Source organism: Collimonas sp., from assembly GCF_035566375.1.
Lineage (GTDB): Bacteria > Pseudomonadota > Gammaproteobacteria > Burkholderiales > Burkholderiaceae_D > Collimonas.
The window spans coordinates 18,143-41,438 of record NZ_DATMRK010000019.1 but is presented as its reverse complement, the minus strand read 5'-3'; the positions used below and the strand labels follow the sequence as shown (position 1 = coordinate 41,438).

The 23,296-nt window shown below is 57.8% G+C and carries 21 protein-coding genes; 11 read left to right on the top strand and 10 right to left on the bottom strand.

From position 1 onward, the window contains the following. Positions 1-2: 2 nt before the first annotated feature. On the bottom strand, positions 3-1,673 hold the full coding sequence (locus tag VNZ60_RS05195; RefSeq protein ID WP_325657358.1) for a ShlB/FhaC/HecB family hemolysin secretion/activation protein: 1,671 nt from the start codon (positions 1,671-1,673) through the stop codon (positions 3-5). 40 nt (positions 1,674-1,713) lie between these two features. After that, complete coding sequence (locus tag VNZ60_RS05190; protein ID WP_325657357.1) at positions 1,714-9,297, bottom strand: two-partner secretion domain-containing protein; 7,584 nt, start codon at positions 9,295-9,297, stop codon at positions 1,714-1,716. 352 nt (positions 9,298-9,649) lie between these two features. Here VNZ60_RS05190 and VNZ60_RS05185 point away from each other — a divergent pair, with 352 nt between their 5' ends. The 3 genes from VNZ60_RS05185 (at position 9,650) to VNZ60_RS05175 (ending at position 11,102) form a co-directional block, all read left to right on the top strand. After that, positions 9,650-10,030, top strand: a complete 381-nt coding sequence (locus VNZ60_RS05185; protein WP_325657356.1) for a hypothetical protein — start codon at positions 9,650-9,652, stop codon at positions 10,028-10,030. A 61-nt stretch (positions 10,031-10,091) separates the two neighbouring features. Further along, positions 10,092-10,682 (top strand): phage tail protein, encoded by a 591-nt coding sequence (locus tag VNZ60_RS05180; protein ID WP_325657355.1) that lies wholly within the window; start codon positions 10,092-10,094, stop codon positions 10,680-10,682. Between the two features lie 99 nt (positions 10,683-10,781). Further along, the gene (locus VNZ60_RS05175) at positions 10,782-11,102 is read left to right on the top strand and encodes a DUF6916 family protein (RefSeq protein ID WP_325657354.1); all 321 of its coding nucleotides are present in this window, start codon (positions 10,782-10,784) and stop codon (positions 11,100-11,102) included. Here the strand turns inward: VNZ60_RS05175 and VNZ60_RS05170 are convergent. Next, positions 11,099-11,602 (bottom strand): GNAT family N-acetyltransferase, encoded by a 504-nt coding sequence (locus VNZ60_RS05170; protein WP_325657353.1) that lies wholly within the window; start codon positions 11,600-11,602, stop codon positions 11,099-11,101. The genes VNZ60_RS05175 and VNZ60_RS05170 overlap by 4 nt on opposite strands. Before the next feature lie 180 nt (positions 11,603-11,782). Here VNZ60_RS05170 and VNZ60_RS05165 point away from each other — a divergent pair, with 180 nt between their 5' ends. Beyond that, positions 11,783-12,406, top strand: coding sequence for an aspartyl/asparaginyl beta-hydroxylase domain-containing protein (locus tag VNZ60_RS05165; RefSeq protein WP_325657352.1), 624 nt, complete (start codon positions 11,783-11,785; stop codon positions 12,404-12,406). A 40-nt stretch (positions 12,407-12,446) separates the two neighbouring features. Further along, positions 12,447-13,442: a sulfotransferase gene (locus VNZ60_RS05160; RefSeq protein WP_325657351.1), complete on the top strand. Its 996-nt coding sequence runs from the start codon at positions 12,447-12,449 to the stop codon at positions 13,440-13,442. 16 nt (positions 13,443-13,458) lie between these two features. On the opposite strand, the gene VNZ60_RS05155 is transcribed toward VNZ60_RS05160, so the two are convergent. From VNZ60_RS05155 to VNZ60_RS05140, 4 genes are all read right to left on the bottom strand, one after another. Further along, positions 13,459-14,412 carry a cupin-like domain-containing protein gene (locus tag VNZ60_RS05155; RefSeq protein ID WP_325657350.1) on the bottom strand — a complete coding sequence of 318 codons (954 nt, stop codon included), beginning with the start codon at positions 14,410-14,412 and terminating at the stop codon, positions 13,459-13,461. Positions 14,413-14,453: 41 nt separating this feature from the next. Continuing rightward, on the bottom strand, positions 14,454-14,756 hold the full coding sequence (locus VNZ60_RS05150; RefSeq protein ID WP_325657349.1) for a hypothetical protein: 303 nt from the start codon (positions 14,754-14,756) through the stop codon (positions 14,454-14,456). Between the two features lie 2 nt (positions 14,757-14,758). Then, positions 14,759-15,085 carry a YbjQ family protein gene (locus VNZ60_RS05145; RefSeq protein ID WP_325657348.1) on the bottom strand — a complete coding sequence of 109 codons (327 nt, stop codon included), beginning with the start codon at positions 15,083-15,085 and terminating at the stop codon, positions 14,759-14,761. A gap of 86 nt (positions 15,086-15,171) precedes the next feature. Next, positions 15,172-16,197, bottom strand: coding sequence for an NADP-dependent oxidoreductase (locus tag VNZ60_RS05140; RefSeq protein ID WP_325657347.1), 1,026 nt, complete (start codon positions 16,195-16,197; stop codon positions 15,172-15,174). Between the two features lie 179 nt (positions 16,198-16,376). On the opposite strand from VNZ60_RS05140, the gene VNZ60_RS05135 reads away from it, so the two are divergent. The 3 genes from VNZ60_RS05135 (at position 16,377) to tmpT (ending at position 18,113) form a co-directional block, all read left to right on the top strand. Next, positions 16,377-16,937, top strand: coding sequence for a DUF4124 domain-containing protein (locus tag VNZ60_RS05135; RefSeq protein WP_325657346.1), 561 nt, complete (start codon positions 16,377-16,379; stop codon positions 16,935-16,937). 38 nt (positions 16,938-16,975) lie between these two features. Next, a complete protein-coding gene (locus VNZ60_RS05130; RefSeq protein ID WP_325657345.1) occupies positions 16,976-17,296 on the top strand; it encodes an antibiotic biosynthesis monooxygenase family protein in 321 nt (106 codons plus the stop codon). A 172-nt stretch (positions 17,297-17,468) separates the two neighbouring features. After that, positions 17,469-18,113 (top strand): thiopurine S-methyltransferase, encoded by a 645-nt coding sequence (gene tmpT / locus VNZ60_RS05125; RefSeq protein ID WP_325657344.1) that lies wholly within the window; start codon positions 17,469-17,471, stop codon positions 18,111-18,113. A 129-nt stretch (positions 18,114-18,242) separates the two neighbouring features. Here tmpT and VNZ60_RS05120 read toward each other — a convergent pair whose 3' ends face one another. Next, complete coding sequence (locus VNZ60_RS05120) at positions 18,243-19,151, bottom strand: LysR family transcriptional regulator (protein WP_325657343.1); 909 nt, start codon at positions 19,149-19,151, stop codon at positions 18,243-18,245. Between the two features lie 144 nt (positions 19,152-19,295). Here VNZ60_RS05120 and VNZ60_RS05115 point away from each other — a divergent pair, with 144 nt between their 5' ends. From VNZ60_RS05115 to VNZ60_RS05105, 3 genes are read left to right on the top strand one after another with little or no spacing between them, the layout of a single operon-like run. Further along, on the top strand, positions 19,296-20,870 hold the full coding sequence (locus tag VNZ60_RS05115) for an MFS transporter (RefSeq protein WP_325657342.1): 1,575 nt from the start codon (positions 19,296-19,298) through the stop codon (positions 20,868-20,870). A gap of 56 nt (positions 20,871-20,926) precedes the next feature. Continuing rightward, a complete protein-coding gene (locus VNZ60_RS05110) occupies positions 20,927-21,682 on the top strand; it encodes a Mut7-C RNAse domain-containing protein (protein ID WP_325657341.1) in 756 nt (251 codons plus the stop codon). 59 nt (positions 21,683-21,741) lie between these two features. Continuing rightward, on the top strand, positions 21,742-22,155 hold the full coding sequence (locus VNZ60_RS05105; RefSeq protein WP_325657340.1) for a cupin domain-containing protein: 414 nt from the start codon (positions 21,742-21,744) through the stop codon (positions 22,153-22,155). Between the two features lie 74 nt (positions 22,156-22,229). On the opposite strand, the gene VNZ60_RS05100 is transcribed toward VNZ60_RS05105, so the two are convergent. Further along, a complete protein-coding gene (locus VNZ60_RS05100; protein ID WP_325657339.1) occupies positions 22,230-22,589 on the bottom strand; it encodes a hypothetical protein in 360 nt (119 codons plus the stop codon). Positions 22,590-22,745: 156 nt separating this feature from the next. Then, on the bottom strand, positions 22,746-22,976 hold the full coding sequence (locus tag VNZ60_RS05095; protein ID WP_325657338.1) for a hypothetical protein: 231 nt from the start codon (positions 22,974-22,976) through the stop codon (positions 22,746-22,748). Positions 22,977-23,296: the final 320 nt, after the last annotated feature.

Sequence of the window (23,296 nt, the reverse complement as noted above, 5' to 3'; positions counted from 1 at the left end):
AGTTAAAACGCCTTGCCGATCTCGGTCCAGGCGCGCACCGATTTATTGCTGCCGACCAGTTGCGGGGTCGATCCCAGCGGCGCCGCAACATACAGTTTGGCGCGCCACTGATCGGTTCCGGTCCAATTCATGCCGACGCCTGCTCCGCTCAGCGTCGCGCCGTTTTCGCCCGGCAGCCACGGGCTCTTGTTGACCGTCACATGTTCACTGTCGACGAAAGCCAGCACCTGCCAGCGTCCGCTAGCGAACTGGCCGAGCTCGTGACGCAGTTCGAGCGAACCGTATACCCCCTTATCGCCGGACAGCACGCCGATGTCGTAAGCGCGAACCGTATAGGGGCCGCCTGCGATCATCTTTTCTGCGGGATCCAGGTTGCCGTTTGCCCATTGGCTGGATAGCGCAAAATAGAGGGAATCGTTCTGCGTCAGATTTTGCAGATGGGCGAAATTTGCGTTCCATTTCATGTAACTGCCTTGCGTTCTGGCGGTCACGGAATCGGCCAGTTGCGCCGCCAGATCGTCGAATCCGACGCGCCCCGCAGTCACGCCGATATTCCAGCTGCCGATGCCGCCGGCCAGCGCAGCGTTGCGCCAGTCGCCGTTCAGGCTCGCTACCCAGTTATCCAGGTGGCGATCGGTCTTGATGTTGCTGACGCCGATCCGATCGTTCAGCTGTTTGCGATCGAACTGGAGCTGGCCGTATACGTTGGCGCCGCGCGTGCGCATGAACGGATGTTTGAGCCAGATGCTTGCCACTTGTGCGGTGCCGTGGCCGTCGAGCGCGCTCAAGCTATCGCCGAGGATGTAATGCAGCGCTGAATAGGACGCGCCGATCCGCGTGCCCAGGCCGTTAAGCAAGGTTTCATAGGAAATGCTGCCGTAATTCATGTCTCTGCCGCTGGTCAGAGCGCCGATGCTAAGGACGTCGCCATGCCGTAGCGGATCAAAGATATTCACGGCTGCACCGAGACGGGTGCGCCCGGTGTAGCGGTTGCCGTAATTGTCCAGCGTGAGATTCGCCGCCACCCGCGCCGTTGGATCGGCTTGCACCAGCAGGTCGGAAGTACCGACCTCTTCACCCGGCTTCAGAATCGCGCTGGCGGCGACACCGGGGATATCGGAGACCAGCAGCAGCACGTGGTCGAGTCCGCCCTGGGTAACCACTTGCCCGGCTTGCAACGGGGATAAGGTTTGCTGCAGTAAGGCGTCGCTCACCCGGCTGCGATTGTCGAGCTTGACCTGGCCGTAGCGGGCCTCGATCACCGTAACCCGCACCACGCCGCCTTGCACGGTCTGGGCCGGGATGATGGCGCGCGCCAGCGGATAGCCGTGGTCATGGTAATAGTCGGTGATGCGGGAAACCACTGCGCCGAGCTGGCCCAAAGTGAAGCTCTTGCCTTCGGCGTCAGCCACCAGCGCGTGCAGGGTCGCCGTATCGAAAGCGGTATTGCCGGACAGTTGTATGCTGGTGACGTTGAAAGACGCGCTCGGCGGCAACTGAGCGCCGCCTTCCCGTTCGATAGTCAGGCCGGTTCCCGTTGGGGAAGGAGCGGCCGGCTTGAGCGGCTGGATTTGTTGCAGTATCGAACCGGCGCCGGGCGGGGTTACCGGGTCGGCGGCAAATGCTGCGAAAGATGGATAGCTGAGCAGCATGGCTGCAAGAATCGGCTTCATCGGGTGTAGAAATCCAGCGTTATTTTTCACTGAGGCTCGCTTATTCATCCGTACTCACAATATTGTCCGGCAGCTTGACACCGGTGCTCATGATTTTCACTTCCACACCGTTCATGCCGTTATCGCTCCCGCTGGGCGGATTGCTCGGCGCCTGAGTATTGAACTGAACCAGGTCGAGCGCCGCCAAATTAATGCCTGCATGCGAAGGAGCAAAAATATTATCCAGCGCCGCGATCACATTCTGCACAGATACGGGCGCCGTACCCGCCTTCAAGGTCAGCGCGGTGGCGTTGCCTGCCGCCTGCTGGAACACATAGTTCATCGCGCTCAAGCCGCCGCCGTCAATTGCATACAGTCCTGGCTGGCTGGTCGGCGTGGCGTTTGAAGTCCAGGTCAAGCTGCCCGTGGTAGCGTTGCTCAGCGTATCGCCCGTCACCAGCCCGCTCAGAGTTCCTGTCAGGCCGGACGGCGTTTGCCCGGCGACGATGCTTGCGGGAGCGGCATTGTAGGTCAGCGTCGCGGGGGTGATATTGGCGGTTGTCGTCGTCGTACTGCTCACCATATAGTTGCCAGCGTCAGCGCCGCTTGCGGTGACACCGGCTACCGAGACGGTCTTGCCGGCGCCGGCATTCTTGTCGGCAAAGTTGGCAGAGGTATCGCTAAACGTCACTGCATCACCGGCCAGCCCTCCGCTTAGCGTCACGCCTGCCAACGTATTGCCGTCATAGGTCTTGCTGGCGCCGGTGGCGACAGCGGTGATGGCGAGCGGCGTGATATCGGCAGTGGTCGTTGTGCCGGAATTGCTGACCTGGTAGTTGCCGGCATCCGCACCGCTTGCATTGATGCCTGAAACGCTAACCGTCTTGCCCGTGCCTGCATTTTTGTTGCCAAAGCTCGCCGAGGCATCGTTGAATGCAACCTGATCGCCGCTCATCAGGCCGCTGCCCGTCAATATGACCGAACCGGAAGTGCTTGCGTCATAGACCTTGTTCACGCCTGTTGCTACGACTGTGACCGACAATTTGTTGACCGTATAGTCGCCGGCAATGCTGCCCAACAGGTAGTTGCCGGCATCGGCGCCGCCCAAGGCGCCGCTTGCCGATTCGATGCCAATGTGGGTGCCGGCTGTCAGGTGGCCGCTGCTGCTGGTAAGCCCGGTCGTGTTCACGGACGTGCCGGGAGCGCTAACGCTGTCTCCCGCGATCACGTTCGATATGCTTACCGCGCCAGGCGTCAGGGCGGAACCGTAGATCGAGCTGCCGGCCGCAATCGAACCGGCCAGCGTCAGTGGATTCACGGTGTAATTACCGCTGGCGCCGGCAAAGGTGTAATTGCCGGCGTCGGTTCCACCCAAGGCAGTGCCGACTGCTTCAATTCCGCTATGGGTTCCGGCGATCAGGTGGCCGCTGCTGCTGGTCAAGCCCGTCGTATTCACCGTAATGGCGGCAGGCGTGACAAGGTCGCCAGCAACCAGATTCGTGAAATTTACCGCGCCCGGCGTCAGGATTGAGCCGTAGGTCGAGCCGCCCGCCGCAAGCGTGGCATTCAACGCCAAGGGGCTGACGCTGTAATCGCCCGTGACACCGGTAAAGGTGTAATTGCCGGCGCTGGCTCCGCTCAGCGCGCTGACCGCTTCAATTCCGGTATGGGCGCCGGCGATCAGGTGGCCGCTGCTGCTGGTGAGGCCGGCGGTGTTGACCGTTACCGTCGCCGTGCCGAGCACGTCGCCTGACACGACATTCGTGAAACTTGCCGCACCCGGCACCAGGGCTGAACCGTAGACCGAACTGCCAGCCCCGATCGAACCGGTCAAGGCTAGCGGGGTCACGGTGTAGTCGCCGCTAGCGCCGGCAAAAGTATAGTTGCCCGCATCCGCTCCGCCTAAAGCAGTGCCTAGCGCCTCGATTCCGTTATGGGTTCCGGCCTTCAAGTGTCCGCTAGCGCTGGTCAAGCCTGATGCATTCACGGTGACGGCAGCTGGCGTAACGAGGTCGCCTGCCACCGCATTCGTGAAACTCGCCGCACCCGGCGTCAGAGCCGAACCGTAGATCGAGCTGCCCGCCGCAAGTGTCGCGTTCAACGCCAACTGGTTGACGCTGTAGTCGCCAGTAACACCCGTAAAGGTGTAATTGCCGGCATCGGTCCCGCTCAGTGCGCTGACCCCTTCAATTCCGGTATGGGTTCCTGCGATCAAGTGGCCGCTGCTGCTGGTCAGGCCGCTGGTGTTGACCGTGACCGTCGCCGTGCCCAGCGCGTCGCCCGCCACCGCATTGGTGAAACTCGCTGCGCCCGGCGTCAGGACTGAACCGTAGGTCGAACCGCCGGTTCCGATCGAACCGGTCAAGGCCAACGGACTCACGGTGTAGTTGCCCGTGACACCTGCAAAGGTGTAGTTGCCGCCATCGATCCCGCTCAATGCAGTGACCGCTTCAATTCCGGTATGGCTTCCGGCGACCAAGTGGCCGCTGCTGCTGGTGAGGCCGCTGGTGTTGATCACCACCGTCGCCGTGTCCAGCACGTCACCTGCGACGGCATTGGTGAAACTCGCTGCGCCCGCTACCAGGCCCGCACCGTAGGTCGAGCTGCCGCTACCGATCGAACCGGTCAACGCCAACGGGGTCACGGTGTAGTTGCCGCTAGCGCCGGCAAAAGTATAGTTGCCCGCATCCGCTCCGCCCAAGGCAGTGCCTACCGCTTCGATTCCGCTATGGGTGCCAGCAATCAGGTGGCCGCTGCTGCTGGTCAGGCCTGTCGTATTCACCGTGGCGGCTGCAGGCGTGACGAGGTCACCTGCCACCGCATTCGTGAAACTCGCCACGCCCGGCGCCAGGGCCGAACCGTAGGTCGAACTGCCCGCCGCAAGTGTCGCGTTCAACGCCAGCTGGCTGACGCTGTAGTCGCCCGCGACACCTGCGAAGCTGTAATTGCCGCCATCGCTACCGCTCAGTGCACTGACTCCTTCAATTCCGGTATGCGTTCCGGCAATCAGGTGGCCGCTGCTGCTGGTGAGGCCTGCGGTATTCACCGTGACCGTGGCAGTGCCCAACGCATCGCCTGTAATTGCGCCGCTCAAACTTGCCGCTCCAGGCGTCAAGGCCGAGCCATAGGTCGAACTGCCGGCGCCGATCGAGCCGCTCAACACCAGCTTGTTCACGCTGTAGTCGCCCGCAACACCTGCAGAGGTGTAATTGCCGGCATCCGCTCCGCTCAGCGCGCTGACGGCTTCAATCCCTGCATGGGTTCCGGCGATCAAGTGGCCGCTACTGCTGGTGAGACCGCTGGTGTTGACCGTGACCGTCGCCGTACCCAGCGCGTCGCCCGCCACCGCATTCGTGAAACTCGCTGCACCCGGCGCCAGGACTGAACCGTAGGTCGAACTACCCGTCCCGATCGAACCGGTCAGGGCCAACTGGCTGACGCTGTAATCGCCAGTAACACCCGTAAAGGTGTAATTGCCGGCATCGGTCCCGCTCAGTGCACTGACTCCTTCAATTCCGGCATGGCTTCCTGCGATCAAGTGTCCGCTGCTGCTGGTCAGGCCGCTGGTGTTGATCGTGACCGTCGCCGTGCCCAGCGCATCGCCCGCCACCGCATTGGTGAAACTCGCTGCACCCGGCGTCAGGACTGAACCGTAGGTCGAACCGCCGGTTCCGATCGAACCGGTCAAGGTCAACGGACTCACGGTGTAGTTGCCCGTGACACCTGCAAAGGTGTAGTTGCCGCCATCGATCCCGCTCAATGCAGTGACCGCTTCAATTCCGGTATGGCTTCCGGCGATCAAGTGTCCGCTGCTGCTGGTGAGGCCGCTGGTGTTGATCACCACCGTCGCTGTGTCCAGCACGTCACCTGCTACGGCATTCGTGAAACTCGCTGCGCCCGCTGCCAGGCCCGCACCGTAGGTCGAGCTGCCGGCGCCTATCGAACCGGTCAAGGCCAACGGGGTCACGGTGTAGTTGCCGCTAGCGCCGGCAAAAGTATAGTTGCCCGCATCCGCTCCGCCCAAGGCAGTGCCTACCGCTTCGATTCCGCTGTGGGTGCCAGCAATCGGGTGGCCGCTGCTGCTGGTCAGGCCTGTCGTATTCACGGTGACGGCAGCTGGCGTGACGAGGTCGCCTGCCACCGCATTGGTGAAACTCGCCGCGCCCGGCGTCAACGCTGAACCGTAAGTCGAGCTGCCCGATGCCACGGTGGCGTTCAACGCCAGGGGATTCACCGTGTAGTTGCCCGTGAGTCCGGCATGCGTGTAGTTACCGGCATCGCTCCCGCTCAGCGCACTGATCGATTCAATCCCGCTATGGGTTCCGGCAATCAGGTGGCCGCTGCTGCTGGTGAGGCCGGTCGTGTTGATCGCGACCGTTGCCGTGCCCAGCGCGTCGCCGGCCACCGCATTCGTGAAACCCACCGCGCCCGGCGTCAGGGCTGAACCGTAGGTCGAACTGCCGGTCCCGATCGAACCCGTCAGGGCCAAGGGAGTGACGGTGTAGTTGCCAGTGGCGCCGGCAAAGGTGTAATTGCCCTTGACTGCATCGGCTCCGCTCAGGACACCGCTGACCGACTCAATTCCAGCGTGAGTGCCAGCGATCAGGTTGCCGCTAGTGCTGGTCAGGCCCGTTGTATTCACAGTAACCGGCGCCGCCGTGACTACGTGCCCCGCAACCATATTGCTGAAACTGACCGTGCCCGGCGTCAGGGTTGAGCCGTAGGTAGAGCTGCCGCTTGAGATCGAGCCGATCAGCGCCAGCGGATTGATCGTCAACGCGCCATTGACAAAGGTAATGTTGTAGCCCTGCTGGCCGGTGGAGGAAACGCCAGACGCTATGATCGAGTAAGTGCCGACGTCGACCGCAGTTTGCGATGAGCCGCTGTAACTTATGCTACCCAACAACCCGCTCGGTGTCCCGCTGTATCTGTAGCCATTGAGGCCGGTGTAAGTGACGCCGTTGTTGCTGGCATATGCCGCGCCATTGAAAATGCTGGTGGCGTTGTTGGCAGTGACGGTCAGTGCCGTCATGCCGCTGATCAATAGCGGATAGCTGCCGCCGGACATGCTCCAGGTGCCGGCGAAGTCCCACGCAGGATTCAGATTGCCGTTCGCGGCGGTGCTGGATGTGAAGTTGGCCTGATTCTGCATGTTTGCAGTCGTCATGCCCGTGCCGGCAGCGGAAGTAGCCTGGCCGGAGCTGGTTTTATCCCAGAAGCTGCCGGTGACGGTGCCGTTGCTATTATCTCCAACCAAGCCGCCAATCAAGCTCGAACCAGTTCCGGCGCTTACGAGGCCTGTCGAAAAGCTGTTGGTGACTGCACCGACGGTAAAAGTGCTGTCGTTGTTGCCGACCAGCCCGCCGATAAAGGTCGAACCGGCAGCACCGGTCACACTGCCTGTTGCATAACTGTTGTTAATCGCTGAGGCGCCGCTGCTGCTGGTCCCGGCGCCGTAATTATGACCAACCAGGCCGCCGACAGCGTTGTTACCGGAAACGCTGCCCTTCGCATAACTTTGGCTGATCGTACTCAAGCCGTAATTGGATCCAACCAACCCGCCTACGTATGACGCGCCGCTCACGGAGCCGGTGGCGTAGCTGTTGGTAATCGCGTTGGTAGCGCCGGTTGCACCGTAACTCCAGCCGATCAGTCCGCCGACACTGTTGCTGTTTCCGGTTACATTCCCGGTTGCATAACTATTACTGACCGTACCGCCTTGTATGCCGCCGAGCAAACCGCCAACGCTAATACTGTCAGCTGCATTGACCGTACCAGTTGCATAACTCCTGGAAATCGTGCCTCCCAGGTTCCACCCCACCAAACCGCCGACGTCATTGGAAGAGGCGCTGGCGCTCACGCTGCCTGTCGAATAACTATTGCTGATCGCACCGCTATTAAAACCCGCCAACTGGCCGGTATAGCTCGAAGCTGTTACGGCAACACTCCCCCCCACCAGGCCGACGTTGCGAATCACGCCGCTCGATTCGCCAAACAATCCGCGACCCGAGCCACTTGCGCTCGGGGTGATCGCGAGACCGCTGATCGTATGACCCAAGCCGTCGAACGTTCCAGTGAAAAGTGTGCTGCCCGTGCCTATCGGCGTGAAGCCTGCGCCGCTGTTCCAGGCTGAAGTGCCGGCGGCGTTGATGTCGCTGCCCAGCGCGTAGTAGCCCGCGAGGTTGCCCAGCGTCCCTTGCAAAGTGCCGTCGCCGCTGCTGGTTGCCGTACCCAGGGAGCTGATGACCGTATAAACATGATTGTTCATCGTCAGCACGCCACTGCCGCTGAAATTGACGCGCCCGTTAAACCCGGCGCTGCCTAAAGCGACATTGACATGGCCGCTGCCAGGCTCCAGATCCAGGCTGGCAGACCCGCTTGCCGTCATCGTGGCGTTGACGTTCACATCGTTGCTGGCGTTCAGGGTCAGCTTGTGGCCGCTCCAGCTTACCGTATCGTCAACGTTGACATTGCCGCTGCTGCCGCTGGCGCCGCCAGCCGAAGAAATCGTCACATTGCTCAAACCCAGTGCAGCGCTAAGCGTGGCGCCGGTCTGGTCGCCGCCGATGGGCGCGATCGTGAAATCAGTCGGATCGATCAGCCAGGTGCCGGCCAGGCCTAGCGCCGCAGCCGTGGTGATCCTGGCGTCGTTCGCCACCTTGACGTTGGCCGCGCTGGTCTCGATGAAGCCGCCGTTGCCGCCGTTGGGCGCACTGGCGTCTAGCGTGCCGCCGACATTGACAGTGCCTGCCGCCATGCCGCCCAGCAAGGTAATCGTGCCGCCCTGGTTTTCCACGGTGCGCGCTTCAATCACGCCGGTGTTATTGACGACGCTGGCCAGCAACGCATCTTTGGCGCCGGCAGTCATGATCACGCGGCCGCCGTCAGCCCGGATCAGTCCGCCGTTTTCGGCCAGGCTGTTCAACACGCTTTGGTCGACCTGGAGTTGCAGCAGGCTGTTGCCGCTGAATGTGAGAGTGACGGCGTTGCCGGCGCCGAGCGCCACCGCGCCCTGTTGGGCGTTGATCGAGCCCTGGTTGCTGACATGGTTGCCGAGCAAGGCGACGTAACCGCCGTTAGCCGCCGTAATCGATCCCTGGTTGACCACGCTGCCTGAGCCGCCGCCGCTGAAAACGCGGCTATTGCTGTTCAAGCTGGCGTCATGAAAATCCAGCGTGGAAGCCACCAGCCCGCCGACATTGACTTGCGCGCCCGCGCCGAACAAGATGCCGTTCGGATTGATCAGGAACACCTGGCCGTTGGCGTTCAAACGCCCGAGGATTTGTGTGCCGCTGGTATCGAATATACGGTTGACGGCAATCGCGCTGGCCGACGGTTGCACGAAATTCACCGTTTCTTGCGGCGCGATGTTGAAGCCGCTCCAATTCAAGGAGGCATTCTGGCTGGTCTGGCTGATCGTCGTAGTCGTTCCGGATTGCCTGATGCTGCCGGTGCCCGCAACAATCTGGCCGCCGGTCGGAGCCGCCTGAGCAGCGATAGCAGTAAGCGATAGTGCCGCCGCCACCAATTTGCGGCGCCCGCCCTTGCCGCGTCCGCGCGTCGTTTCCGCTACTGCTATCCAACCGTTGGCCACCGCGCTCCAGACCAGGCGGTAGATGTGGTTCATAGACCCGTGGCGTTTCATGAAATGAATTCCTGGTTGAACTTACATTCCTCGACCCAACGAAGTGCGCGGCTTGCCATCGACATCTTCACCCGCCCATTTCACGTATTCCGCTTCTCTGTTCCGTGCATGAAGCAACAACGCGGCATCGGCTTTGCCGCCGAAAATTCTGCAAAAAACGCGCCATGCAGAATCCTCTTAGTGCTCTCTAGCCGCCCGGCTCGCAGGAAAACGGCGATATGGCCGGACGGATTTTCACAACGAAAAAAACATGCCACAACGACAACGGATTCAAATGGATGTAACCGGCGCAAGGCGCGCCAAAATGAAATGAGGCTCTCATTCAAACAATGTCAGCCCAAGGGGGACTTAGTTGGTTTCCCTTATCCAACTTTCTTTTAGGCAAAATATTACACCTAGTGCCCGCATTGCACGCAAGTTAAATTTTGTTGCGAATTGTATATTGCGGTTTTTGCGCGATTCCGACATCGAATGGTTGTATGCAGGCTCTCGACGACGTAATTTTTATAGGCAGGTATTGCCGAATTCTCATTTTCCTGTTCAACTGCCAATTGCTGCAAGTCAACAAACAGTAATTCCGATCGGTATAAAAGCAAGCTACTCACTTTATGAGGATGCGATGAATATATTTCTCGGTAGCATCATGACTTTCGGTTTTCAGTTTCGCCCTAGCTGCCCCCTGGCGCTGAACTTCTGCATCGCATTGACTGGTCTTTTCCCTTCGCGCAATTGAACATCACTGCTCACCGTACCACCGCCGCTTCTTAAACCGCAGCACTCTCAAGGAGATTTCCATGGATGTATTTGTCGGTAGCATCATGACGTTCGGTTTTTCGTTTAACCCTGCCGGCTGGCAGTTCTGCAACGGACAAACACTCGCCATTTCGCAAAACCCTGCGTTATTTGCATTGCTGGGCACCACCTATGGCGGCAACGGTTCGTCAAACTTCATGTTGCCGAATTTGCAGGGAAGAATGCCAATTGGTCAGGGTAGCGGAAACGGATTAACACCACGCGTGATCGGCGAGGTTTCCGGCGCCGAGAATATGAACATACTGATCGAGAATTTACCGTCCCACACCCACACTGCCACATTTACTCCTTCGGGCAGCAGCGGCTACGCGGTATCGAGCAACACGGTCGGAAATCTGCTGGCGCCAAGCGACACTCATAACATTCTGTCCGGAACGCCGAGCGGCCCGTCAGGCGCAGCGATCTGGGGCTCGACGGCGCCAAACATTCCCTTGGGCGGCAGCAGCGGCAGCTCCGGTGGTACGGTCAGCAACGCCCTCACCGGCAACAATGCAGCCGTTGCAGTCATGAATCCGTTCCTGGCGCTGAACTTCAGCATCGCATTGACTGGTCTTTTCCCATCCCGCAATTAGAGCGCCCAAGCGGGCTGGCTGGCAATACCGTTGCACCAGCCAGCTTCGCCCAAGCTACTCACTGCCTTCCATTTTTACATTGCCGATAGAGTAAAACCGATGCTAGAACTTGTTGATGCCGCCTATTTCAGCCCGTCGACCGGAAAGGTCTGCGCCATGCAACTCCCTGACGGCAGCATGTTGCCGGTGCTGGTCGATAGCGTGAATGTGAAGTCGCAATATCGCAACCCGTATGCACCGGAACAGCAGCGCCTGCCGTTTATCGTTACCTTGACCGCACAACAAACCACCGCTTTTATCGAAGGCCCGTGTGCGATCGACCTGGAGCAGCGCGGCCGCCTGGAGGAGGTTTATGTATTGCGCGTGGCGCCGCTCGGACGCGATCCGGCCGGAGCGTATTTTCAGATCGTGTTCAGTTAGCCGGGTTTACCCGGATACCACACCATGCGGTCGGCCATCAATTGCGATTCCTCCACCTGGAAACCCAATTCGAGATAGATCCGCCTGGCGCCGGGGTTATTGTGCCAAACCACGACCGCGACCGGGCATTGCACCTTGGCCGCGGCTTGCTGCACGCCGCGCAGGACTGCCTTGCCGTAACCGAAACCGCGCGCAGCGAGAATGAAAGCGACGTAAATGACGCGCACTTCGTTGTGACCGAAATCGACCACCAGCGCACCGACGGCCGCTTGCGTTTTCTCGATAATGAAATGCATTGCGTTCGGATACTCTTCGCCGGTGCCTTGGGCATGCACGGCATATTGCTGCGCCACCACCGTCTCGACAAACTCCGGCGCGCCGTCGATAAATTGCAGGTCCGGGCGCGCAGAACGATACAGGGTTTGCAGAAAGGCTTGATCGCCGGCAGTGGCGGGACGCAGGGAAATGCCAGCCGGCATGGCAAAAGAAGAAGTGAGCATGCTGAGGTCTCGCAGGATTTGGAGTAATTACGGTGGCAGCCACATTGCTGGAGCAGCTTATAGCTTTTCCGCAATCAACGCATCAATTTGATTGAATCTAATCGCATGAATATATTTTTCAAATTACCGCTCCTTTTTGATCCGGACCGTTTGCTCCAGGATTTGCGGGCGTGCGAGGCAATGGATTGGTCGCAACATTTTCATACCAGCGACTATTCAGGCCAATGGTCCGGCCTGGCGCTGCGTTCTGCATCCGGAAAGGCTAGCGATATTTATTCTCACCCTGGCGGCACAGCCTATATCGATACACCTCTACTTGCGGTTTGCCCTTACATTGCCCATGTCCTCGACAGCTTCGAGTGCGAGAAAGAATCGGCACGCTTGCTGCGTCTGGCGCCCGGCGCGCAGATCAAGGAGCATCGGGATGTTCACACCGGATATCATTTTGATGTTTTTCGCGTCCACATTCCCATCGAGACCAGCAAACAGGTGCAATTCCGGGTTGGCGGGCATACTTTGGACATGCGGGAAGGTGAATGCTGGTATGCCGATTTCAGCCAGCCGCACAGTGTCGAGAATTGCGGCGCCACAGCGCGCGTCAATTTGATCCTGGACTGCAAAAGAAACGATTGGTCGGATAAATTGTTCGCACAAGCTGGCTACGATTTCGATGCGGAGGCGCGCAGCCGACGGCTTGATCGCGTGACTCGCGTCAAGGTCATTGCCGAATTATCCGAGATGAAAACCGCCGTGGCGGAGCAATTGATCAGGCAGCTGGAAGCGCAGGCGGATCTCGATGAATGACTCACTGAACCATCCGGTGCAGCCAGGCGCTGCGGCTGATTTGAGTGCGGACTGGATACCCTGCAAGCTGGTACAGCAAGAACAGCAATGGCTTTGTTCTTGGCTGAGTTTGGCAGGTAAGCGCATTGCCGAGCCGTTTTTTTCCGACACAATTCTGCGCTGCAAAGCCGATGCCGCCAACAACAAGCACAGCAGGCGATTTCCCAGTCTCAGCTCCTTGGAATATCTGACGGCATGCGCAACCGTTGCGGCCGATGTGGTTGCTCCCAGTGCGTTCATTTTCCATGTCTCTCGCTGCGGCTCGACCTTGCTATCGCAATTGCTTGGATTGAGCGAGAAAAATATTGTTCTTTCTGAAGTGCCACTGATCGATGAGCTGCTGCGCATGCCAATCAAAGGCGATCAGGCAGAGTCTCCAGCAGCGCAAGCTACGGAGGCTGCGGGAGCTGCTGGAGCTGCGTTAACGGCCAGCATTGCCTTGCTGGGGCGCCGCCGGTTCGGGCAGGAAAGGCATTTGTTCATCAAGCTCGATAGCTGGCATGTTTTTTTTGCTGGAACACTGAGAAGACTTTACCCAGACGTCCCTTTTATATTGCTGTATCGGGCGCCGGACGAAGTCATTTCTTCGCATCAAAAGCGGCGCGGAATGCAAGCGGTGCCAGGGCTGATCGAACCGGAATTGTTCGGCATGTCGCACGCTGAAGCGAGCAGCTGCGATGGCGATAGGTATATCGCCAAGGTGCTGGAATATTACTACTCTCAATTCCTGAACATCGCCAAAACGGATGAACGTTCAATGCTGCTCAATTACAGTCAAGGTGCGATCGGAATGGTGCGTCGGCTGGCTGATTTTGTGCACATCAACCTGGATGAAACAGAGATTGCAGGGATGGAAACCCGCTCACGCTTTCATGCGAAGTATCCGGAGCAGGGATTTTCCGAGGAAAAGAAAGCAGCTTGTGCCCTTGCATATCTGGCGCCAGCTCAAGCGCTATATGAACGCCTGGAGCAAGTACAAAAGAAAGCCGCCGGCTAGCGCACTTACACCGGATTTACGCCCGATGCTTGTGGCAGATGCAATGTCCCCAGCGATACAGATGCATATTGTGCAGCAGGTCCTTGGTCGCCGTCGGCACGCCGCTGAGCAAGATCTCCTTGGCGGTCAAGCCAAATACCGCCAGGCTGATCGAAGGCGCCAGCGAAACTACGGCGTGCCAGGTGCGCTTTGGAATGAATAAAGCATCGCCCTGCTCGACTCGTACATACAAGCCTTTGGCTTGCTCCAGCTGTTGCAACTGCTCCGGGTGTTCGTTGAAACGCGCAATGTTGATCGAGCTCAGAGTGGCGCCCCAATCATACTTTTTGGACGGTTTCATGAACCCCTCTTCCGATGGTGGGAACATGACGAATTCCTTGACCCCGCGCGCCTGGCAAAACCAGTTGTTGGGAACATCGCGATGCAGTCCGGTATGGGTATTCGCCGGCCCCATGAAGACCGACTCCCAGGTCCAGCGCCAGCCCGGCCACAAACTGCGGATATCGAAATCGCTACGCAACTGCGGAAAATCCTCCAGGATGCTCCACTGCGCCAGATAGTTGCGATGCGGCGTAAACGATTGCATGTGCGCCCAGTTGAGATGGAATTCCTCGCCCGACTGCAATTGCAAACGACGCCGGTTCGGCAGCAAGCCAACTTCGTCGCTGACGGGCTCGGTCGCCAAAGCCGCAAGTTCACGCAGATACGGCGCAATCGGCAGCAACGGCCGCTCCTGGGTTTCGCCCTGTTCGACCAGGCCATTCTGGAATTTCCTGGTCGGTTCCGAACCGTCTTTATTGCGTAACTCGGCCAGCTTCTCAAAGGACCAGTTCTGCTGCGCGGGCCAGTTCCGCATCGCCCCTTTCACCAGCAAGGGGCTGGTTCTGCTGCCAAAGCCGCCAACTTGCGCCAGTTGCGATACATCGATTTCATCCACCAGCTTGAATGCGGGGCCTAATATCTGTGTCATGTCTTTATTGTCTGCGATGTAATTGGAGAACCAAGTGGGGACTAAGGAGCTAAATTATCGTTTTCAGTGATAGGAAGATAGCGGCGCTCACCGCTGTCCGGGCTGTACCAGACGCTCATCACCCGCCCCGATTCCGGATCGACAAAGCGCTCTCCGGTTTCCTGCCAAGGCCCGTCATCAGGTTTGGGAGCATGCACATAACGCCAGCGCTCCAGCAACACCGCTACCAGCAGAAACAGCCCCCAGGCAGTGAACGGCACAGCACCGGCAGCGCCGACGATGATGCAACCGAGACCAATCAGCGTCAGCAGAATGGCAAAACCAAGCAGCGCCAGGCGCAGCATGATTACGCCGCTACCGGCTCAACCACCACCGCCGTGCCGTACGCCACGATTTCACTCATGGTCTGTCCCATTTCAGAAGAATCGAAACGCATCATCACCACCGCATTAGCGCCCATGCTATGCGCGTTCTTCACCATGCGATCCACCGCATGGCGGCGCGCTTCCTCAAGCAATTGCGTATATTCGGTGATTTCGCCGCCGACGATCGCGCGCAAGCCAGCCATGATATTACCCGCCAGGCCGCGGCTGCGTACCACCAGTCCGAACACCTGGCCTTTGACTTCCTTAACCCGGTAACCTGAGATGTTTTCTGTAGTAACGACAAGCATATTTTCCCCTTAGAACATTGCCACGAATCAATCGTGAATTGTAATTCAGTACGCCTGCCGCTACCGAGATTTTACGGACTATATTGTCAGACCCGCACCAGCAACTTGCCGAGATTCTTGCCCTCGAAAAGACTGTTAAGCGCCTCCGGCAACTGCTCGAAACCATCGACATAAGTCTCTTGAAACACAATCTCGCCGTTCTTCACCCACGGCGCCACGATGGCCAGCATCTCATCCATCCGATGGGCGAAATCACGCGCCAGAATGCCCTGGATCGTAGCCCGTTGAAACAGCATGTGCTGTAGAAAGCGCGGGCCCAGGTCCGGCGTATCCAGGCCGCCGTCATACTGGCTGATAGCGCCGCAGATGATGATGCGGGCGCGGCGCTTGATCAGCGGGATAACCGCATCGGTAATAGGCCCGCCGACATTGTCAAAGTAGATGTCGACGCCGCCGGTAGCCACCTGGATGGCCGCGCTCAGCGCCGCTGGCGTGGTATGTGCACGATAGTCGATTGCACCGTCCAGCTTCAGCGTCTCGGTAAGGAATCTGCATTTTTCAGCACCACCCGCAATGCCGATCACCCGGCAGCCGGCGCGCTTGCCGAACTGCGCCACCAAAGACCCGACCGCACCCGCAGCCCCCGACACCAGCAAGGTATCGCCCGGCCGTGGCCGGCCAGCCTCGGTCAAGCCGAACCAGGCGGTGCGGCCCGGCATGCCAAGCACGCCCAGCGCGGTGGAAACCGGCGCCGCGCTCGGGTCAAGTTTGGTCAGTTCGCTATGATGGCAACGTGCATAAAGCTGCCAGCCGCTGTAGGCCGAAACCCAATCGCCCGCCTGGAACAACGGGCTGGCTGAGGCCACCACCTCGCCCACCACGCCGGCGCGCTGGACGATGCCCAAGGGATGCGGCACGTCATAGGTATTGCGCGCATGCTGCTGGATACGGATATAAGGATCAACGCTGACGATGCGCGCCCGCAAGATCACTTCATTGGCGGACAGATTGCCATCCAGCTCGCTTTCACGCAGCTCATAGTGTTCGTCGCTAACCCGCCCTTCAGGACGTTTAACGTAAAACCATTGCCGATTCTGATAGTTGTTTTGCATGTTCGCAGCTCGTTTGCTTTTGGCCTGACAGTGTAGCCAAATTGCGAGCTCCGCGTCGGCCTGGCTCGCAAATGAAGCGGCTGACGGCATCTCTTCATTGAGTGCTTATCAAAACTGCACGACAACCCGAACTGTGATTAAATATTGCAAAATAGAAATTACACCAACAGGGAAGCGGCATGAAAAATTTCATCAACATGGCGCTGTCGGTTGGCCTGGCAATCGCCATCGTTGGCGGCGGAATTTATCTCATGTCGAAGTCAAGCCAATGGGCGCCGGCCAAGGCGCCAACGCCAATACTGGGAAATGCCATGCCAGGAACTCAAATGAATCATCCTCAAACAGCCATGGCGCCGCAAACAACAGCGCAAGCAAGCGGCCAATCGCCAATAATAAAGTGCGTTGTGAATGGAAAAACCACCTACAGCGACCAGCCATGCGCGAACGGCATTCGACAGCAGCAGGTCGAGCTGCATGATTCCAACGGCATCGTCAGTCCCAACGCAGCCACGGTGCAAGCCGCTCGGCAAAGGATTCAAGCTGAAATGCAGACGGAAGCCACGGCTGTGAGCACCACATCAACCGGCAAACAAGCCGATCCGTTTATATGTTCCGCATTAAGCGCTGAAATCAACAGCATCGACGCCGCAACACGGAATCGGCTGGACGCCTATGAGATGCAACGGTTACGAATAAGACGGGAAGAAGTCAGGACTCAGCAGTTTCGATCAGGATGCTAGATGCAATTCGAATTTGATGTATCAATTAAAGGGATGTCATGTACTCAGCAACATTTATTTTTGGGGCCAAACAATTTGACGATGAGTTTCACCGGCTCGACGGGCTAATTGCCAAGGCTGCCAAGGAAAGCACCGGTTATATCGGAGAAGACGCCTGGGAAGATCCAAAAACCGGACGGATCGCCAATGTGTATTACTGGGAATCAGAACTCGGCCTGCAACAATTGATCGAACATCCAAGTCACATTGAAGCAAAGCGGCGCTACTCAGAATGGCTTGACGGCTACCAGGTCATCATTTCCAAGGTGATTCGCACATATGGCGACAACACGATGGAGCATATTGCTGAGTGCCCATAATTCAAATGCCTTTGCAAGCTCAGCCACACCCGTTATTTCACCTGTTGCAATTATGGCTTGACCTCAAGTGGACTTTAACTTGTATCCTGCGCAAGGACACAAGTTAGCGCAGCACTTAAGTCATTAGCTTAGGTGGCATGTTATTCGTACATCAAGAGTTTAAGGGGTCGATATGGAAGCAAGTTTTTGGCATAAAAAATGGGAACGAGGCGATATTAATTTTCATGAAAGTGAAGCAAACCCGTTACTGACAGAGCATTTTGAAAAATTAAATCCGGTAAGGGGCAGTCGTGTATTCCTGCCGTTGTGTGGCAAGACACGTGATATCGCATGGCTGCTTGCCTCCGGCTATCGAGTGGTTGGCGCAGAATTGAGCGAACATGCCATTAACGCGTTGTTTAACGAACTTGGCTTGGAGCCGACTATATCCAAAGCTGCGGAATTAGTCCGCTACAGCGCTAAAGATATCGACATATTAGTAGGTGATATTTTTGATGTGTCCGCTGAATATCTTGGGCCCGTAAATGCGATATACGACCGCGCTGCTTTAGTTGCCCTGCCCGCTCTCACGCGGGAGCAATATGTGTCGCACCTGATGAAAATAACCGACGCCGCGCCGCAGTTGCTGATCTCTTATGAATACAATCAACTGCTAATGGATGGTCCACCGTTTTCGGTTAACCAGGACGAAGTAAAGCAGCATTATGGAGCTACTTACCAAGTGAAGTCTGTTGAAAGCAGGAATGTCGTGGGCGGATTGAAGGGGAAAGTTGCGTCAACGGAGACCACTTGGTTGCTCCAGAAAGCCAATAAATAGCGCGGTGAATCGTAGTCGATGCGCGTAGTCGATGCGCGTAGTCGATGCGCGTAGTCGTTGCGCGTAGTCGGTGCGGCAATAAGCGAAGCGCATTGCTCCGTATGCTACCGCAGAGCAGTAGCTGGAATGCTACTCAATCCTAGGCAGGCGAGCCGGCATAACCGCCGGCTCCGGCAAACTCAAAATCAACTGACCGAACTCACACGCTGCCGGCGTCTTGCCGCCGCTGCTCCAGATCAGCATGAAATCGATGTCCGGCAACGGCGGCAAGCCGTATAAGCCGTCGACCACTTTCATCCCCGGCTCCAGATCGCTGCGCGTCAGCACCGTGATGGCCAGTCCCGCCAGCATGGCCGCACGCAGACCCTGCTGGCTGGCCGACGTGAAGACGACGTGCCATTTAACAGCCGTGCCGTCCAGCGCCGCCAGCGCAACCTGGCGGGTGATGCATGGCGCCGGAAAGAACGCCAGCGGCAACGACGCGCCCTGCGGCAGCTCGAATGTTTCGGCGGCAACCCACACAAATTTCGTCTGCGACAGCACCGTGCCTTGCACGCTGCCGGGCATTGCCAGCACCACCGCCAGATCGAGATCGTCAGCCTCGACCATCGCCCGCAGATCGAGACATATGCTGACGCTCACATCCAGCCGCACGGCGGGAAACGCGCGGGCGAACTGGCACAGCAGCGGCGGCAGCCGTTCGCCCATGAAATTCTCCGACACCCCAAAGCGCACTACGCCCGATACCGGCGAAGGCCGAAAGCGCTGAGCCAAAGCATCGAGCGTCTGCAAAATCTGCTCGGCGTAGCGCAGGAAATCCTCGCCATCCTCTGTCAGGGTCAGCTTGCGTGTCGTGCGATGCAGCAGCGGCCGCCCGACCAACTCTTCAAGCCGGCGGATCTGGTGGCTGACCGCGGATTGCGTCAGATGCAGCCGCTGCGCCGCGCGGGTGAAGCCGCCGGTTTCCTTGACGGCGACAAAAGCACGCAAAAGTGTCGGTTCGAAGTCCATAGCCCTGGATAGATGATGATTATTCATGAATCATACAAAATTAAATCATTTCTGTCATAGACGAAACTTGCCCACAATGTTTGCTGTGATCCACGACAACCTCGGGTCGATGCGAGGGCGACAACCTCGCGCCCGGATTGCGACAACCAAACTCGGAAAGAACTAGTAACGATGCTCTCTCACGCCAGCAGAAATAGAATCGCATTAACCGCCATTTGCCTGGCTTCGCTGATGTTCGGTCTGGAGATTTCCAGTGTGCCGGTAATATTGCCCACCCTGGAACAAGTGCTGCACGGCAGTTTCAAGGACATGCAATGGATCATGAACGCCTACACCATCGCCTGCACCACCGTCCTGATGGCGGCAGGAACGCTGGCCGACCGCTATGGCCGCAGGCGCATTTTCATCATCAGCCTGGCCTTGTTCGGCGTCACCTCCTTGATTTGCGGCCTGGTGCAAAGCGCGTCCGTCCTGATCGTCAGCCGCTTTCTTCAAGGCATGAGCGGCGGCGCCATGCTGATTTGCCAGATAGCGATTCTTTCGCATCAGTTTCAAGAAGGGCAAGAACGCAGCAAAGCCTTTGCCGCCTGGGGGATCATCTTCGGCGTCGGCCTGGGTTTCGGCCCCATCATCGGCAGCACGATAGTGGTTTTATCAAACTGGCATTGGGTGTTCCTGGTCCACGTTCCGCTCACCATCCTGGCGCTGTTCCTGGTTTTCAGCAGCGTCGAGGAATCCAGCGATCCTCAGGCGGAAAAACTGGATATCCTGGGCGTCATCACGCTGTCTCTATCGGTTTTTGGCCTGACCTACTTTATTACACAAGGACCGGATCTTGGCTTTACCAGCAGCACTGCCATCAGCATCGTCATTGCGGCTGCCTTAGGTTTCATCATTTTCATATTCGTGGAAAAGATCAATCCGCATCCCATGTTTGATTTCTCCGTATTCAAGATACGCAATTTCTCAGGCGCCATCGTTGGCTCGATCGGCATGAACTTCAGTTTTTGGCCCTTCATGATTTATCTGCCGATTTATTTTCAAGGCGGCCTTGGTTACGGCATCGTGGCCGCCGGCCTGTCCCTGCTGGCGTACACGCTCCCTACCCTGTTGATACCGCCTCTGGCGGAGCGTCTTTCGCTGCGCCATCAGCCACGCATAGTCATCCCTTCGGGATTGTTCACGATCGGCGTTGGCTTCATCTTGATGAAATATGGCAGCAGCGCCGGTCATGCCAGTTGGCTGACCATGCTTCCCGGTTCGCTGTTGGCTGGTATCGGACTGGGCTTGACCAACACCCCTGTGACCAATACAACCACCGGCTCGGTTCCCGCTGCTCGGGCTGGCATGGCCTCCGGCATAGACATGAGCGCCAGATTGATTACCCTGGCCGTCAACATCGCTCTGATGGGATTCATACTGCTAGAAGGAATTTTGTCTTATCTGAAGAATGCTTTTCCCGGATCTCTCGATGCATTGCAACTGCGTTCTTTGGCGGAAAAAATAGCCTCCGGCAGCTTCGCATCCATTGAACAGAGCTTTCCGCAGCTGTACCAGCTGGATACATCAGGAGCGGTGATTCATGCTGCGTTTATCCACGGCTTTGGTCTGGTAATGCTATACGGCGGGATCGGCGTTTGGCTTTTGGCCGTGATCAGTTTTATGGCTTTTGGTCCTGAGAAGGCGTTACCGCATAAATCTAGCGTAAAGATTGAGGAGTCGCTGTCACGGTCCGCTGAGCAGTAAGATATGTTTTTAAGTTGTATACGTATGGGCGGCATGGGCGCCAATGGAAGTCCGATATGGTTACCGCAAGCTTTCGTTTCTACGAGGAATTAAACACTTTCCTGCCCATCGAACGACGCAAGCGCGCATTCGATGCCGTGTACGCGCGCGCTGCCACCACCAAGCACATGATCGAGGCGCTTGGGGTGCCGCATACCGAGGTCGAACTGGTGCTGGTCAATGGCGAGACTGCCGGCTTCGACCGCCTGCTGCAAGACGGCGACCGGGTTTCCGTATACCCCAAGTTCGAGACGCTTGATATCACCCCGCTGTTGCGTGTGCGCGACCGTCCGCTGCGTAGCAGCCGTTTCATCGCCGACGCCCATCTGGGCGGCCTCGCCCATTTGCTGCGCATGGCTGGCTTCGACACGCTCTACGACAATAATTTCCTCGACAGCGCGATCGCCGCCATCGCCGAAAAGGAGAGCCGGATCGTGCTCACTCGCGACCGTGAACTCCTCAAGCGCCGCATCATCACGCATGGATGCTATGTGCATGCGCTCAAGTCAACACAGCAGCTGAAGGAAATCTTCGAGCGCCTGGACCTGGCGCGCAGCGCACGGCCCTTCACGCTATGCCTGGATTGCAATGCGCCTTTGCGGAGCATCGACAAAGCGCTGGTGGAACAGCGCTTGCCGCCGAAGGTGCGCGCGAATTTTGAGCGCTTCAGCACATGCGATCTCTGCCAGCGTGTGTTCTGGGAAGGAACGCACTGGCGCAGCATGCAAGCCTTATTGACTCAGCTCATGGCGGCAAACGACGCCAATCCTTGACTTGCAGGCCCAATCGCAATCGCTTACCTTGTCATAACAATCAAACACGGAGGAGATACATGATGAGTACAGACATGATGAGCGCAATTCGGCCTGCATTGCTGCTTGCGGCCAGCCTTCTGGCGCTACCAGCTTATGTGCATGCCCAAGACTCCACAGCGCGAACGGAATTGAAACGCACGGATCTGACTGGAGCGCCCGGCATGGAAGTAATCAACTCCATCGTCGAAATCAAGCCCGGAGAGGAATCTGCGAAGCACTTCCATCATGGTGTCGAATCGGCTTACGTTCTTCAGGGGACGATGATTCAAGCCCCGGGCAAGGAAGCTACGATGCTGGAAACCGGAACGCCTATCTTGAATCTTCGAGACGTTCCTCATGGCGGCTTCAAGGTTGTCGGCAACAAGTCGCTCAAACTGTTTACCGTGCATGTCGTCGATAAAGACAAGCCTTTATACGACTACGTGAAATAGAGCCTGGATTTGCCGACACACATGCGACGAAAGAGCCAGCGCCCGCCGCTGGCTCTCTCCGCCTCGCATCAGACTTATCTGGAAGGTTGTTTAGAGCAGGCGACGTCGTACTGGGCGACGCTTGTGGGATTCCGTGAATTCTGTGGCTGTTGCCCGGCGTAAACCGATCCGGCCTGGCCGTCTGGATTGAATGCAGATCCTGGCGCCGTCATCGCGTTACCCGGTGTATTGGGGGCTGTCGCACTACCGCAAGATTGGTTAGGTTGGCCCGTCTGTTTGGTCACGGTGGCAGCCGGCTTTACTGTGGTCGTCGTCGCAGTCGATGTAGTGGCCGGGTGCGGAGCTGCCCTGCCGAGGCCGCCCGCCGCGCCGGCTCCAGTTGCTACGATGAGCGACAGCGCAGCAATCGCGGCGTAAGTGATGGCATGTTTCATTGCACTACTCCTTTCTCAATTCGCGCTCTTCATACGGAGCGCCTCGTGGTAAAGAAGGATTCGTTGAATTCGACACAGCCCCAAAGCAAATTTGATCTCGCAGCATCTATATTGCGCCTCTTGAACGCCGCTAGCAATGCGTGCGCTGCCGGGGGTCTAAGCGGCAATCGAATGGGAAACCATCAGGCATTCTCCGACACCAAGTTTTGCGGCGGCATCTTGTGTGGCGCGCACGTCGTCGGCGTCGAGATCGCCGCGATTCAATCTATAGGCTTCCGCGTAAATGTTGGCGTCAAACACTTCTCCAGCTTTTACGTAGTACTGGAATGCTACGAAAGAATCGGGATCCGTAACTACCGCGTATGTCAGATTGATTGTGCCCATCATGTTTCTCCTCTGGAACCAGTCGGGAGCCGCAGCACGACGCCGGTGAGGCGTCTCGCTGAATCCTCCCCGAATCCCCGTTCACTTTATCGGGCCGCGCCGTCAATCCGGTCGGTTCCAGTGGGCGGAAGCGCCATCGTTATGGACTGCCCCGCATTGATATTCAACATAAGAACTCACTGCCGCGGCAACTATCAAGGCGACGGCTATAACGCCCCAAAATACCGGCTTCATATCGGCCAATCTTTCGTCCTGTTGGATACTACATATTACGTCTTCCCGATTGAATTTGCGCGACAGGTTGTGGAGCCGTCGGTACCTTT

Excerpts from the sequence above, each read along its gene's own strand:
- VNZ60_RS05195 (WP_325657358.1), bottom strand. The coding sequence starts at position 1,673 with ATGAAGCCGATTCTTGCAGCCATGCTGCTCAGCTATCCATCTTTCGCA.
- VNZ60_RS05190 (WP_325657357.1), bottom strand. The coding sequence starts at position 9,297 with ATGAAACGCCACGGGTCTATGAACCACATCTACCGCCTGGTCTGGAGC.
- VNZ60_RS05180 (WP_325657355.1), top strand. The coding sequence starts at position 10,092 with ATGGATGTATTTGTCGGTAGCATCATGACGTTCGGTTTTTCGTTTAAC.
- VNZ60_RS05175 (WP_325657354.1), top strand. The coding sequence starts at position 10,782 with ATGCTAGAACTTGTTGATGCCGCCTATTTCAGCCCGTCGACCGGAAAG.
- VNZ60_RS05170 (WP_325657353.1), bottom strand. The coding sequence starts at position 11,602 with ATGCTCACTTCTTCTTTTGCCATGCCGGCTGGCATTTCCCTGCGTCCC.
- VNZ60_RS05165 (WP_325657352.1), top strand. The coding sequence starts at position 11,783 with ATGGATTGGTCGCAACATTTTCATACCAGCGACTATTCAGGCCAATGG.
- VNZ60_RS05155 (WP_325657350.1), bottom strand. The coding sequence starts at position 14,412 with ATGACACAGATATTAGGCCCCGCATTCAAGCTGGTGGATGAAATCGAT.
- VNZ60_RS05150 (WP_325657349.1), bottom strand. The coding sequence starts at position 14,756 with ATGCTGCGCCTGGCGCTGCTTGGTTTTGCCATTCTGCTGACGCTGATT.
- VNZ60_RS05145 (WP_325657348.1), bottom strand. The coding sequence starts at position 15,085 with ATGCTTGTCGTTACTACAGAAAACATCTCAGGTTACCGGGTTAAGGAA.
- VNZ60_RS05140 (WP_325657347.1), bottom strand. The coding sequence starts at position 16,197 with ATGCAAAACAACTATCAGAATCGGCAATGGTTTTACGTTAAACGTCCT.
- VNZ60_RS05135 (WP_325657346.1), top strand. The coding sequence starts at position 16,377 with ATGAAAAATTTCATCAACATGGCGCTGTCGGTTGGCCTGGCAATCGCC.
- VNZ60_RS05130 (WP_325657345.1), top strand. The coding sequence starts at position 16,976 with ATGTACTCAGCAACATTTATTTTTGGGGCCAAACAATTTGACGATGAG.
- tmpT (WP_325657344.1), top strand. The coding sequence starts at position 17,469 with ATGGAAGCAAGTTTTTGGCATAAAAAATGGGAACGAGGCGATATTAAT.
- VNZ60_RS05120 (WP_325657343.1), bottom strand. The coding sequence starts at position 19,151 with ATGAATAATCATCATCTATCCAGGGCTATGGACTTCGAACCGACACTT.
- VNZ60_RS05115 (WP_325657342.1), top strand. The coding sequence starts at position 19,296 with ATGCTCTCTCACGCCAGCAGAAATAGAATCGCATTAACCGCCATTTGC.
- VNZ60_RS05110 (WP_325657341.1), top strand. The coding sequence starts at position 20,927 with ATGGTTACCGCAAGCTTTCGTTTCTACGAGGAATTAAACACTTTCCTG.
- VNZ60_RS05105 (WP_325657340.1), top strand. The coding sequence starts at position 21,742 with ATGATGAGTACAGACATGATGAGCGCAATTCGGCCTGCATTGCTGCTT.
- VNZ60_RS05100 (WP_325657339.1), bottom strand. The coding sequence starts at position 22,589 with ATGAAACATGCCATCACTTACGCCGCGATTGCTGCGCTGTCGCTCATC.
- VNZ60_RS05095 (WP_325657338.1), bottom strand. The coding sequence starts at position 22,976 with ATGATGGGCACAATCAATCTGACATACGCGGTAGTTACGGATCCCGAT.